This is a genomic window from Alteromonas sp. G4i13 (assembly GCF_054960505.1).
The window spans coordinates 1-13,869 of record NZ_JBHNYX010000017.1 but is presented as its reverse complement, the minus strand read 5'-3'; the positions used below and the strand labels follow the sequence as shown (position 1 = coordinate 13,869).

General features: G+C 45.3%; 11 protein-coding genes. 4 read left to right on the top strand and 7 right to left on the bottom strand.

The window, feature by feature from the left end; all coding sequences use genetic code 11:
* Positions 1-48: 48 nt before the first annotated feature.
* The 3 genes from ACFI6J_RS10165 to ACFI6J_RS10155 form a co-directional block, all read right to left on the bottom strand.
* On the bottom strand, positions 49-408 hold the full coding sequence (locus tag ACFI6J_RS10165) for a HopJ type III effector protein (protein ID WP_278347078.1): 360 nt from the start codon (positions 406-408) through the stop codon (positions 49-51).
* 142 nt (positions 409-550) lie between these two features.
* Complete coding sequence (locus ACFI6J_RS10160) at positions 551-2,593, bottom strand: NADPH-dependent 2,4-dienoyl-CoA reductase (protein ID WP_282761991.1); 2,043 nt, start codon at positions 2,591-2,593, stop codon at positions 551-553.
* Positions 2,594-2,711: 118 nt separating this feature from the next.
* Positions 2,712-3,551, bottom strand: a complete 840-nt coding sequence (locus tag ACFI6J_RS10155) for a crotonase/enoyl-CoA hydratase family protein (protein WP_282761993.1) — start codon at positions 3,549-3,551, stop codon at positions 2,712-2,714.
* Between the two features lie 138 nt (positions 3,552-3,689).
* Here ACFI6J_RS10155 and ACFI6J_RS10150 point away from each other — a divergent pair, with 138 nt between their 5' ends.
* Complete coding sequence (locus ACFI6J_RS10150) at positions 3,690-4,310, top strand: TetR/AcrR family transcriptional regulator (protein ID WP_014949985.1); 621 nt, start codon at positions 3,690-3,692, stop codon at positions 4,308-4,310.
* 43 nt (positions 4,311-4,353) lie between these two features.
* Here ACFI6J_RS10150 and ACFI6J_RS10145 read toward each other — a convergent pair whose 3' ends face one another.
* Complete coding sequence (locus ACFI6J_RS10145; protein ID WP_075177513.1) at positions 4,354-6,006, bottom strand: GMC family oxidoreductase; 1,653 nt, start codon at positions 6,004-6,006, stop codon at positions 4,354-4,356.
* A 214-nt stretch (positions 6,007-6,220) separates the two neighbouring features.
* Here ACFI6J_RS10145 and ACFI6J_RS10140 point away from each other — a divergent pair, with 214 nt between their 5' ends.
* Positions 6,221-6,946, top strand: coding sequence for a DUF1439 domain-containing protein (locus ACFI6J_RS10140; protein WP_014949987.1), 726 nt, complete (start codon positions 6,221-6,223; stop codon positions 6,944-6,946).
* A 28-nt stretch (positions 6,947-6,974) separates the two neighbouring features.
* Here the strand turns inward: ACFI6J_RS10140 and ACFI6J_RS10135 are convergent, their stop codons facing one another.
* Genes ACFI6J_RS10135 through ACFI6J_RS10125 form a run of 3 tightly spaced genes read right to left on the bottom strand, consistent with a single transcriptional unit; the run spans position 6,975 to position 10,356 of the window.
* On the bottom strand, positions 6,975-8,414 hold the full coding sequence (locus ACFI6J_RS10135) for a wax ester/triacylglycerol synthase domain-containing protein (protein WP_039225237.1): 1,440 nt from the start codon (positions 8,412-8,414) through the stop codon (positions 6,975-6,977).
* A gap of 10 nt (positions 8,415-8,424) precedes the next feature.
* A complete protein-coding gene (locus ACFI6J_RS10130; protein ID WP_110288606.1) occupies positions 8,425-9,090 on the bottom strand; it encodes a TetR/AcrR family transcriptional regulator in 666 nt (221 codons plus the stop codon).
* Positions 9,091-9,147: 57 nt separating this feature from the next.
* Positions 9,148-10,356 carry a DUF445 domain-containing protein gene (locus ACFI6J_RS10125; RefSeq protein ID WP_014976916.1) on the bottom strand — a complete coding sequence of 403 codons (1,209 nt, stop codon included), beginning with the start codon at positions 10,354-10,356 and terminating at the stop codon, positions 9,148-9,150.
* Between the two features lie 414 nt (positions 10,357-10,770).
* On the opposite strand from ACFI6J_RS10125, the gene ACFI6J_RS10120 reads away from it, so the two are divergent.
* Together ACFI6J_RS10120 and ACFI6J_RS10115 are read left to right on the top strand one after the other, a co-directional pair.
* Complete coding sequence (locus ACFI6J_RS10120; RefSeq protein ID WP_075177517.1) at positions 10,771-12,231, top strand: DUF3336 domain-containing protein; 1,461 nt, start codon at positions 10,771-10,773, stop codon at positions 12,229-12,231.
* A 78-nt stretch (positions 12,232-12,309) separates the two neighbouring features.
* Positions 12,310-13,743 carry a hypothetical protein gene (locus ACFI6J_RS10115; protein ID WP_049587740.1) on the top strand — a complete coding sequence of 478 codons (1,434 nt, stop codon included), beginning with the start codon at positions 12,310-12,312 and terminating at the stop codon, positions 13,741-13,743.
* The last annotated feature ends 126 nt before the right edge of the window (positions 13,744-13,869 follow it).

Sequence of the window (13,869 nt, the reverse complement as noted above, 5' to 3'; positions counted from 1 at the left end):
GGCGAGCGCTTAGCACCTCTCGCCTTTTAGCCTCTATAGCGCGATGTACTAATTTTGCAATTCAACTAAAGGAAATGTCTCAAACACCACCCCTTCGTGGCCCGTTTCCATAAAGTTGCGGATATTGGCATGGTCGTCGCCGTTAGGGTTATTAAGTACATCTTCTCGATAAAAACGCCCAAATAAGGCTAGGGTTTGCGCTTGGTTTAGGTTTAAGTGCTGACCGAGTGCGAGCAGTTTGCAAGAGCCATTGTTCTGATTGGCTTCGTTTTTCACGTCACCATTAGTGAAAGCGGTGGGCGTGAAAACAAATGCGCTATCAACGAGCGTGATAACGTTGTTAAATTCGATAGTATCTGGGGAATTAGTGACTGCTTGAACTAAGTCTTGGGTGCTGCTGTATGCCATGTTTATCTCAAAAAAAGAAAACGATAATAACAGGTCTATGTCATTACAAAAGTCCACAACAGGTTCACTTTTGATATAAACAGAAAAAAGCGCCTCTTCATGAGGCGCTTATAATGCTAACAAGGTTGGGTTTACTAGCTCGTTAAACCGCAGCGCACACGCGCGTACCTTGGTCGATGGCGCGTTTTGCGTCTAGCTCTAACGCTTCATCAGCACCACCAATTAAGTGATAAGGCATGTTTAAACCTTCAACGATATCACGCATCGGCTCTTGGCCTGCACAGATGATAATGTTGTCTACCGGCAATACTTGGCTGTTACCATCAACCGTAATATGTAGCCCTTCGTCATCAATTTTATCGTAGCTTACACCTGGGATCATGGTCACGCCTTTGGCAAGCAGGCCTACTCTGTGTGCCCATCCCGTTGTTTTACCTAAACCTGCGCCAACTTTGGTTGTCTTGCGCTGCAATAGGAAAATCTCTCTTGGCGATGGCTCAGGCTGCGGCTTAACGCCTTCAATGCCTGCGCGAGCAGAGAAGGTCATATCAATGCCCCACTCTTTCATAAACGCTGGAATATCTTGGCTTGGCGTTTCTTTGCCATGAGACAAGTACTCAGCGGTATCAAAACCAATACCACCAGCGCCGATAATGGCCACTTTATTGCCAACGGGTTTCTTTTCTTTCAATACTTCGATATAGGTCAGCACTTTCTCGTGCTCAATGCCTTCAATCGCAGGCGTGCGCGGCTTAATGCCCGTCGCAATCATCACTTCATCGAAACCTTCGTCGTTTAGCGCAGCCGCATCAACATAAGTATTGAGTTTAAGGGTAATATTTTTATGAAGCTCAATTTGGCGCTTGAAATAACGCAGCGTTTCGTAGAACTCCTCTTTGCCTGGAATTTGTTTGGCGATATTAAATTGACCACCAATTTCACTAGATGCATCATAAATCACCACGTAGTGACCGCGCTTGGCAGAAGTCACTGCCGCTGCTAATCCAGCTGGGCCCGCACCTACCACTGCAACACGCTTTTTGGTTTCTGCTGGTTTTACGTTAATTTCAAGCTCGTGACAGGCACGAGGGTTTACCAAACAGCTGGTCATTTTGCCGTTGAAAACATGGTCAAGGCATGCTTGGTTGCAGCCAATACAGGTATTAATTTCGTCGGCCTTATTTTGCTGGGCTTTGCGCACAAAATCAGGGTCTGCCAAGAATGGACGTGCCATAGACACCATATCAGCATCGCCGCGAGACAGCACTTCTTCAGCCACTTCAGGCGTGTTGATACGGTTCGATGTGATCACTGGAATTGAAAGCGCCTCTCTGAATTTTGCGGTAACCCACGTAAATGCCGCTCGCGGTACTTTAGTGGCAATGGTTGGAATACGCGCTTCGTGCCAGCCAATACCGGTGTTAATGATAGTGGCACCGGCTTTTTCAATCTCTTTACCAAGCTGCACGACTTCTTCATAAGTAGAGCCACCTTCAACAAGGTCTAGCATCGATAAGCGATAAATAATGATGAAGTTCTTACCTACCGCCTCGCGCACGCGGCGTACCACTTCAATAGGCAAGCGGATACGATTTTCGTATTCACCGCCCCACTCATCATCGCGGTGATTTGTGCGTCTCGCAATAAACTGATTGAGGAAATAACCTTCAGACCCCATGATTTCAACGCCATCGTAACCCGCGCGCTGTGCTTGGGTTGCGGCAGTGATGAAATCTTTAATTTGCTTTTCAATCTCGTCAGCTTCAAGTGCTTTTGGCTTAAACGGGTTAATTGGTGCTTGTACCGCAGAAGGTGCCACTAGCTTTGGGCTATACGCATAGCGGCCCGTATGCAGAATTTGCATACAGATTTTACCGCCTGCTATGTGTACCGCGTCAGTCACTTCTTTATGGTTTTTAACCGCTTCGTCTGTATCTAATCGAAATGTTGATGGGTGAGTTGCGCCTTCTTCATTTGGCCCGATACCACCAGTAACGATAAGCCCTACGCCACCTCTGGCACGTTCACCATAAAATGCCGCCATACGTTTATGGCCGTCGGGTAATTCTTCTAAGCCTGTATGCATAGAGCCCATTAGCACGCGGTTTTTAAGGGTAGTAAAGCCTAAGTCTAAAGGACGAAATAAATGAGGGTAAATGGGATGATCGGTAACGGTCTGATTCATGATACATTCCTGAAAGTCGTTTTGGCTTCGTAAAAGCCGTTAAAAAGCCTGTTTAAATATTCTTATCTAATGCGCTCTTTCTCTGAAGGCGCTATGTAATTCAACGAATTACATTCACTTACGAATTCATTTTCTTAATGGCTGGGTGCAATGGCGGATATTCTGGCAGCGTTTTGGTTTCCTGTGCTTCCATGGCTTTAAACACATCTTCCATTTGGAACATGCCCGCTTGCCATGTGGCCATATAGGTCAAGCTCTCTGCCACCGTGTGTTCTGCCGCGTAGTTAATCATAGTCTTAGTGCCTGAAACTGCTAACGGCGAATTCATTGCAATCTGCTGCGCTATTTTCATCACTGCGTCTAGCAATGATTCTTGGTCGTCAAATACCTGATTTACAAAGCCAAGCTGCTGCGCTTCTGCTGCACCAAAATTGCGACCTGTATAAGCCAGTTCTTTAACTATGCCAATGGGAATGAGTTTTGGAAGTCGCTGAAGTGTGCCTACGTCCGCCGTCATACCTAACTGGGTTTCTTTTATGGTGAAAAAGGCGTCTTGGGTGCAATAGCGCATGTCGCATGCACTAAGCAAATCTACTGCACCACCAATTGCCCCGCCCTGCACGGCACCAATAACCGGCATACGTGCCTGCTCTATGGCGGTAAAGGTATCTTGAAGCAACATCACCATACGGCGCATACGCTCTGCTCTGCGCGACGGGTCGCCCTTAAAGTCTTCTTTCATGTTCAGGAACACCGATAAGTCCATACCGGCAGAGAAATGCTTACCCGTTGATGAAATAACAATGACACGGGCGTTGCCTTCATCGTCTATTTCACGAATAGCCGCTGGCAATTCGGTCCAGAACTCTGGGATCATGCTGTTCATTGCGTCGGGGCGGTTTAGTACTACGTGGGCAATATGACCCTCTTGTTTTACTTCTAATGTAGAGTACTTCATGGTTTGCGCTGTCTCCTTGGGCTGTTCCTGTTAACAAATTTGCAAACTAGACAGCGTCAAGATAAAAGGCTATGTTGACAGTGTCAAGATAAAACGTTATCTATTCGTCTCAATTTTGAAAATGGAAACATCGGGTTTATGGCTAATGCAGTACAAAGCTACCATCACGGCGACTTGCGCAGCGCACTGATAGAGGCGGCAACGGCGCGTCTGTCTGAATACGGCGTTGATAGTTTATCTCTCAGAAAGCTGGCAGAAGATGCCGGAGTGTCACGTACTGCGCCCTATCACCATTTTAAAGACAAGAGTGCGCTTTTAAGCGCTATTGCAGCCAAAGGCTTTAGCGATTGGCATACCGCAGCTAAACGAATCTTCGAACAAGAAGACAAAACACCGCAGGCACGTTTCCGCGAATTTGTGCACGAATACATTGGCTACGCTGCCGACAACCCAGAGATGTACGAATTGATGTTTGGTCGCACTATTTGGCAAAACCAAGCGGCGACCAACGATCTGAAAGAGGTTGCATTTCCCTGCTTTCAGTTTCAGGTGACGATGACGCGCTATTGGCAAGATAAAGGGCTTCTCCCAAATAATCAGGATGCGCTGAGACTCGCACAGGTTACCTGGGGCACGTTACACGGGATTGCACGATTGCTCATTGATGGTATCTACGCTGACAGCAGTCATATCGAGGAAATGTGTGATTGTGCAGCAGATTTGTTTATGCAAAAGCAAATGGATGCTTATAACGGATGAATTGCCAGAGCGAGACGAAGACTCGCTCGTAGCACTTTTTTAGTTACGCCGATTCCGCTTTAGCCATAGATACTGGCTGGCCTTCGTGCGTCGCTTTAATAAACTCAGCAGCACGTTCAGCAATCATGACGGTGGGCGCATTGGTATTGCCGCCAATTAGGCTGGGCATCACAGAAGCATCTACCACTCTAAGACCTGCTATACCTCTTACCCGCAATTGGGTATCAACCACTGCCATCTCATCGTCATTACTGCCCATTTTACAGGTACCAATTGGGTGATAGATGGTTTCAGCACGCTCACGTAAAAACTCTAAAATTTCTTCATCTGTTTGTGCTTCTACCCCAGGATATAGTTCACTGCCTTGGAACTTGTCGAAGTCTGGTGCAGATAGCAGCTTACGGGCAATGCGCACACCTTCAATCATGACTTGCTGATCTTCCTCTGCAGTCAAATAATTGGGGTCAATAAGGGCTTGATCAGCAGGATGGTTGCTTTGAAGCGAAATAGTGCCGCGGCTTTTGGGGTATAGACAGCATACGTGAAGGCCATAACCGTAACCAAAAGCTAACTGTCTTCCATGGTCGTTTAAAATTGCCGGTAGAAAGTGAAACTGGATGTCTGGACCTTGTGTCGCTAAGCTTGAGCTAACAAAGCCACCTGCTTCGGCAATGTTGGACGAGAAAATACCTTTGCGCCTAAACGCATAGTCTGCGGTGGCTTTTACGTAGGAAGGCAAGGCCCCTAACGCCACGGCATAGCCCTCTCTCGCTTTACAAGTATATTGTACAATTGCATCAAGATGGTCTTGTAAGTTTTGACCCACACCAGGCAAATCTTGCTGAACAAAAATCCCCTTTTCTTCTAGCTCTGCTCTGGGGCCTATACCTGAAAGCATGAGAAGTTGTGGTGAATTAATCGCGCCGCCACACAGGATAACTTCGCTTTTAGCAAAATAGCGATTTACTACGCCTTTTTCACGTACCTGAACGCCAATTGCACGCCCCTCTTTTAACAGCACTTTTTCGGCTGCGACTCTTGTAAGTACAGTTAAATTGTTGCGATGCTTGGCCTGCGTTAAATATCCCTTCGCCGTTGAACAGCGCTGCCCGTTGGCCTGCGTAACATGGTAATACCCTAACCCTTCCCTGTCGTCTCGGTTAAAGTCGTCGAGCTGTTGATAGCCTGCAATCGACGCTGAGTTCACAAATGCGTCTGACAGCACGCTGGTATGCCTAAGCTTGCTAACATTGAGTGGGCCGCCTGTGCCGTGGTATTCATCAGCACCTTCTTCAAAGTTCTCAGAGCGTTTGAAATAAGGCAGTACATCATCAAACGACCAACCTTCAGCTCCTTCTTCATTAGCCCAGCGGTCGTAGTCTTCTTTTTGCCCGCGAATATAACACATCGCATTAACCGAACTGCTGCCGCCCAAGGTTTTACCGCGGGGCCAGAACAGTTCTCTGTCATACATCTCTTTTTGGGGTGCTGTGTGATAACCCCAGCCAATCCCCTCAAACCTACTGAGTAAAGACAACCCAAATGGGATATGAATAAGCGGATTAGTGTCCTTTGAGCCAGCCTCTAATAGCAAAACATCTAACGCGGGGTTTTCTGATAAACGAGTGGCAAGCACCGCGCCCGCAGAACCGCCGCCTACAATAATGTAATCGTATTTGCTCAGTACTTCGCTCATTTCGCCAACTCCTTGAGGGCAAGACTATTAAATGTTAAAAAAACGTTGTGGTACGACCAGATTACCAAACAACACTTCGCCAAGAAAAGACTTAAATTGTAAGATTTAAAAAATCTAATAATCCTGATAACTTAAGTGCTATATCGAAGTAGCCCCTACTCTGAAAAAACTAACAACAAGCCACCGCCTAGTAGATTTAGGCTAAGAATGAACGTTGACCAAAAACCTATCGTTTAAAGACAAATGTAAAGTCTACCTTGCACAATGGCTTGTGAAATGGGGCAAGCTGACGCACGACGACTTCACGAAATCAGAGCTTCATGACCTCGTAAAAGGCAGCTTTCCTTACTCATTCACTTTCGATATCCCCATGGGAACTGGCACGGTTACCGTGCTTGAAGGAAACATCACGCTAGATAGTGAAAGCAACCGTATTGGTCTGCAGTGCCTCGCTGCGCTTAATATTGTGGTTGCCACCACGACTATTTATCGCGCTCATGTTGTATTTACCGTGTCAGCTTCACCCTATTACGACAAAAATATGAGTACACTCTATTTGACAGGCGTCGCCACTGACAGCGTCACCTTAGTTAACGATGATTACGCGTTGATTAAAGACACGCAATTTCTGATGTCGCGACTCTTCCCCAAAAGCGTTAATTCTTTGCTTGGTGGCTCTTTAAAATCAGCGTTATCACTGTTTAGCGCCGGCACATCCGATATGGCTGCAGACTATCTAAAGGTCTATTTATCTGGCTCGAAACAAGCAGTGTTGGACTACCACATCCCTCTCATTAACAACGCCATTAAAAAGCAAATTAAGCAGGAAGACTTAAGCCATACCATGCGTAACGACCATTGGCGCGAGGTTCTGTTCTCAAAAGCTGGCCAAAACGTGCGTGTAGAAGACGACGTACTGCGCTTTTACCTCATTGAATGACAACGCTTACTGTTTGAAGCAATGCACGCTAGTGATCTGACACAATAGAAACAGGGACGGTATCCACCTGTTCACCAATATCGTCGATGTTTAACCTGGGATCGTCCACACTTGCTTCTAGCATATCGAACGCCTCTTTGACGTAGCGCGCTAACGGCTGTAGCGATTCAATATTCTTATTGCAGCACACTAATCCCACATTTGCCGTGCCTGCATATGTCATAAGCGTAATATTTACCCCGCCACCAGGCGTCATGGTAGAAATGGGGTAACAAGCCAGAAGCTCTGCATCTTTTAGATACCGCGTGTCTTTTGGCCCAGGTACATTGGAGATTAAGATGTTGGCAATGGGTTTGACTACGCTAGATAGCCTTAACCACTCAAAGACCAGTGCAAGCGATTGAATAACAATAGTATAGCCGCTAAATGCTGCGGGCCGCGCGTGCTGCGCTGCATGTTTTACAATGCGGTGATTCACTACAATTTGGCGCAAACGTAAATAAGGATCGGTTTCGCCGTGAGCAAGCTGCACCGGCACAATAGCTATCTTATTGCCCGTGGTTTTCTCGCCGGGTTTACGCAAATTGATTGGCATATTGGTGAACAAGGCTTTTTTAAATACTTGCCCGTGGTCTTGCAGCAGTTTATGTACGCCAATATCGAAGGCACATAGCAACACCTCGTTTGCCGTAGAGCGCGTTCGCCTTGCCAGGGCTTTCACACGCTTAAAGTCTAAGTCCATGGTAGCCACAGCCCTTCCCGCTTTCACTTGTCCAGTCAGCACTGTTTTCGTACCAGTGAAAGGAATAGGCATATAGTGTGGGTTCACTCGCAGCACTTTCATGAATATACGAATAAAGATAATTAGCAAATCGAGCGCGGTTTTAAGCGCGTAACCCACTCCCACTAAGCGCTTATAAAAGCTCACAGGCTCTCTGCGCTTATGGCGCAGTCGTTTTACTGCCCATACTGGTGTGAACTTAGTCTCATGTGAGTTTGATACATATCCCGCTTGGAACCAGCGCACTAAGGTTGCCCCATCGCCATACATATGATGAACCCGCGCATAAATAGCAAACGTCTCGCTGTTGTCATCAAAGATGAAATGGTATTGCCAAAGGGGCTTGTCGGGATCTAACCGCGAAGCATGTAATCTTGCTACAAACGCATCGAGTGCTTCGCGGTTTGTAACATCAGCCACACGATGAATTTGAACGTGATAATCCATGTTGAGCTTTTTTACCGGCGCAAACCTCACCGGGTACCCCAATACCGTTTTTACCGCACAGTTGAAGGGAGAAGTAGCACGGGCAAAGCTTCTTATTTCTTGGAATAATTGCGGGACATATTCGGTACCTTTTGCCCCTTTAGGTATGGCAAGTAGCTGCAAGCAAGCTACGTGTTTTGGATTCTCGTCTGATTCGGTTATCCAAAATGACTTATCTAAGAAACTGAGCGTTTTTGCCATTACTATTCCTTTACGCGAAGTCGAGGGGTGACGGGGTTGAGGCATCTCTCATAAAGTCATGAGAGTCGAGCATCTGTTCTAACTGCTGTTTTTGTTCATCGGATAGCGCCAATCTTGGCAATACGCTTACCATCATTAGCGACAAGGCATGATAGCGCTGCAGCGTACTATCCATATGGCTGTTTAATTCATCAAATTGACAAGACTGTGTGATGATTAAGGACATTAAATCCACCATAAGTGCCCTGTCTGCCCTTGAGGCAATAAGAATGTCGCGTTTCGATAGTGACTCAAAAAGAAACGCTAATTGCTTATTTAAGCTAGACAATATGTGCTGTCTAGGACGCACGATACTAGGATATTTTTCTGCTAAGTCAGCCGGGCTACGGTAGAAAAAGCGAAACACATGAATACTGTCTATAAGCAAGTAGAGGTAATACATAATTTCTTCAGGATGAAGTGTATCAAGCTTTTCTCGGCTTAGTATCTTCTGCATCTGCTGTTCATGCATTTTCATCAACGCGTTAACCAGGCTGTCCTTGCCTTTAAAGTGGTAGTAGAGATTCCCCGGACTAATATCCAGCTCAATGGCGATATCAACACTGGTAACGGTGTTTTCGCCGTGCTCATTAAATAAGGTTAGCGCGGTGAGTAGTATTTTCTGCGCGGTTTTCATAATTTAGTTCAATCCTTTGCCAACCCAGTGCGTTAATTTTTTTATTCGTGAAACACGCTACATAAACACCAGATAGAGTTGAGCAATACCAGCTACCATACCTAGAATAGCGCCGGTTACGATGAGCTTCCACTCATCCTGTTGATAAGCTGGGCGCAAAACGCCTTCAAATTCTTCAACACTTAACGCCTGCATGCGCTCACTTAAATCGTGCCCAATCTGCATAGCATTATTAGCGTAATCAAACGCATAAAGCAGATACTTATCAGAATTATCAAATATCTGACGCACCGCTAGTGCCTTCATTTTATGGTAATTTTCTGACCCCACACCCAACGCAAAATACGGTTGCGCTATAGCAACATAGCGTTCAATAGCGTCGTTGACATGAAGCTCAATGAGTTCTAAAAGCTGGGCTGAGCCTGAACCATGCAAGATTACATGGGTGATGTTTTTAGGCGTTATAAGCTTTTCTTCAATAATGTTTGAATAGACTTCGGACACTTCTTTTTGGCGCTTTAAAAACATACCTTGAATAGTAATAGGCCCCAGTTTTCTTGGGCGTTTGGGTTCGAATATGATTTTGATAGCAATCCAATTAGTGGCATAACCCACAAGCAGTCCACCTAACGGTAGAATCCACCATGCTTGGTAGAAATACCAAAGTAGCATGGTGGGCAAACCAAACAAAAAGCCAAAATAGAAGCCGGAACGCACAATAAACGGAAACTCTTTGCTGCCTGCCGTTAAGAAAATTTCATTAACGAGCTCGGGCGCATTCACCAGCTGCTCTACCACCAGCTCTTTAATATCTAAAATTTCTGAGACATTGTGCTGAAAGTCGTCCACCATTTTATGAACCACATTAGGAATGTCGTTTTCGATGCGTTGATAGACTAAATTTTTGCCCTGTACAGGCAACGCAGCCCAAAGTTGAGGCGCAGATTCTGCCATTACATCGTTAACGACTTTGCGAATAACTTGACTTAAACGCCGCTCAATTGCTTTAGTGAGCTCGTCTGCGTCTAAACGCTGTGCTAACTCTTCAACACTAAGCAGTTTGCCTAGCACTAGCTCAACCTCAATCTCGGCCATTTGGCGGCGCTTCGCAGGAATGAGTCCCTGCCACCCTAAGAAAGGCTTAATACCAACAAACTCAATGGGGTAAAACATCATTTTTACCGCCAGATAGTTGGTTAGCCATCCAACAATAGCGCTAATTAAAGGAATTGATAGCAGACTTAGCGTTTCAAAGTTCCATTCCATACTACGAACATGTGGTCCAATTTGTTATTTTCTCTCTCAGGCTACTGAGTGCTTATGAAATGGTCAATGTAAAAAGTGAAATTACTGCTAATTGTTGATTGAAAACAGCTAAATGAAAGTCTAAAAGTTAGAACGTTTGACCTTGTGTGATTCACCTAATGTGCATCAGTTTTCTCAACAACAAACGATTAGGTAGTGAATTCTAAATTTACGCCATACACTCAAAATAGTGTATGAACCGCTGTTCTCAAACCCTTGCTTTGAGTCTTCGTTATATGGACATTTAAAGACCTGTAATTTTTGAGAGCTGCGTTCTAAGTGAAAACTATCGTTTTGCTGGTGTTTTTTGGGTCAGTGTACTTTTTCCAATGAGTAGAAGGTACAGCCCTCATCAATCAAAAATAGGTACTCGTCATGGCAGTATTCGACTTGCGGTTAAAAAAGCTTGAACATGAAATCGAGCATGCAGGCAATTATGATGAATATGAGGCCGCGTGCTTAGCGCACGATGCATTGTCTGGTGCAGAGGAATGGAAAGCCGAAGACGCTAGCGATGATTACGACTACAAACTAATTCGCAAACGGGTTCAGCGCCTACAGCTTGCCAGAGGCAAAGGCGATTTACATGCGCTTATGTCGATTCTGCACGAGGGGCTACACGGCAATTTAGGCAATATTGCCAACCCCGTATTACTTACCCAGTGTAAAATAGGCACTAAATATCTTATTGAACAGTTTATTGACGAAGTGATATTGGCGCTAGAGCAAATTTATCACGCCGATGAACAAGACGTAGACTTTTACGAGAAACTGTCATTTTTTGAAGAGACTGCACACGCCTTCGGGCGCAGCTGCCTTATGCTTTCAGGTGGCGCAGGCTTAGGCTTTTTCCATGCTGGCGTGGTTAAGTCATTAAACGAAAAGAATTTGTTACCTACCGTAGTGTCTGGCTCTAGCGCTGGTTCTATCATCGCAGCCATGTTGGGTACACGAACTCACGACCAATTATTAGAAGCACTCAGCGCCGACTTTATTTACGAGACTTTTAAACACTGGCGAAGCTTTGCCGGTCTTGGAAAGAAAGGGCTATTTGATAGTTCCGTGCTCGAAAATGCGCTGATTGAACTTTTCGACCTTACCACTTTTGAGGAAGCCTTTAAGAAAACAGGTCGACACATTACTGTGACGGTATCCCCTGCCGACCTCCATCAACATTCGCGCTTGTTAAATGCTAAAACCTCACCGAATGCAATTATTACTCAAGCGGTACGTGCATCCTGTGCAGTTCCCATCATTTTTAGCCCTGTACAGTTAAGAGCGAAAACGCCTTCGGGCGAGATTGTGCCTTATATTCCTAACCGTCGTTTTGCCGATGGCTCATTAATGGCCGACCTTCCCTTCGAGCGCTTAGCGAGGCTATATGGCGTAAATCACAGTATCGTGAGCCAAACAAACCCGTTGGCAGTGCCATTCATTTCCGCAAACCGCATTGACCCCAACTCGCTGTGGGACATGTCTGCGCGCCATCTTGGCCAACTAGCGAAAACTAACAGTATTTTCGCCATTGATATCATTGAAAGGTTAACCGGTAATAAAAGTGCCAAATTGGCTATTCATAAAGTTCGTTCTATCATTGATCAGCAATACGTAGGTAACATCAATATTTTACCCAAGCGCCAAATTAGAAATTTATCGCAGGTGTTGTCTAATCCGACGCGCGAAAGCATCAATCAGTTGATCGTCAGTGGCGAACGGGCATCATGGCCGCAACTTCATGTTATTAAAAGAAATACCAAAATTAGCGAAAATTTACGGTATCATTTAGGCCAATTGAAAAAACGTGAGGCAGTAGAGCTTGGGCACGAAGTAAGATAGCGTGTGCGTCGCTTGACCTGTCTTGAATTGCCAATAGCAAAGTAATGGCAATTCGCAGCATCTTTTGAAAGGAAAACGGTGAGCGCACAAAGCCAAAACCCCGACAGCATTTACACGCAGCAAGTAAAACAACTAATCAATATGATTTATCCTCAAGAAACGGGCTACGGTTCGGTGTTCGAGGATGCGAGTCACTATTTTTCGCTTACCCCCTCTCTTGAGCAGCACATTGAAGACTTAAAAGCTCAGCTTAAGAAAATTGAGGGAAATAAAAACAAAGAGGTGCTTGCAGAGCAACTGACCAAGCAAATAACAAACAGCACTGAAAAGCTTGAAGAAGAGCGTCTGGCAAGGATAGAGCGGCTTGACGCTGTAAGCACCAAAATTATTGAGCTTTGTGAGGGCGATAACTGGCAAGAAACACAACAGCTCAGCGCTAAGTTACTTGGTACACTTATGCTGCTCACACGAGGACCAGAGGGCAACTTTGCACGTGTGCACATGCGCTTCAAACCGCTCTACAAAGCGGTGCTTACACTGCGCTTAGTCGATAGACTGTTAGAGCACGACACGATTGCTCACAAATATCTCTCGAAGTATCGCGAAGCTGCATCCCGGTTTCGTGGGAACCGCTATTGGCGCGATAAATGGAAAACTGAGCTTGGACGACCGCTAATTACCGCAGCGTTACTTCAAGATATTGGCCTGCAAAGCCCTGCCGCACTTACCATCTTGAAAGGGGAAAATGGCGATCTAGACGAATTTCGTTTGCTGGAAGAGTCGCAGCGAAAGGATCTTCTGAAGCTAAACTATCACTTCACTTTAAAGTACTTGTCTGAGGGGTTAGGCCTACCTAAGTATGTAGGAAACAACAAAGAAGAAAGAGATCGCTTTGTTCAAACTCACAAAGAAGCCAATGAATTTTTGCAGCAGCTGGTAAAAGATGCATTTGTATCGAAAACGGGGCTGGGAGAAATTGTAAAGATCCCTCAAATTTATGTTTCAATTGTGCTTTCAACTAAGTCTGACTACTCACGTATGAGCTTGCCTAAAGGCTACATGCTCATTGAACAATTAGCGAAAAAAGGCGGCTTAAATAAGCAGTTAGCTCAGGATTTTGTTGAGCTTGTGGGGTATTTCCCACAAGGGTTCGGCATTACCTACATACCGATGAATGAGAAAGGTCATGAAAAGGACCAGTACGAATGTGCAATAGTGATTGGCCTTAACCCTGCAAATCCAGCTGAGCCTTTATGTAAAGTGGTAACAAGAAATCAGAAGTACATTACCAGCGGTACGCAAGAAATCATTCCCAAAGGAAGAAACCTTTATTTCCCAGCTAACCGCAAGAAACTCATGCGCGTAGGGAAAGACAGACTAAGTGAAATTATGAGTCAATTGTCGAGCAACTTTACTCCGGACGCACTTGACGATTTAGTACCGAGTTTCTGGGAACCCTATGACTTCTTCGGTTTTAAAAAGCATCAGAATTTGTGGGCGAAAAATAAATAGCGAGTAAGTATTGTTCCATAAACAATATGATAAAACACGGACTGAATGAGACGTTTTTATGACTATTGAGGTAAGCCGAGCACAACTTAGAAAAGCAAGATTGGGAGTCTATTTTGTCGCTTTAGT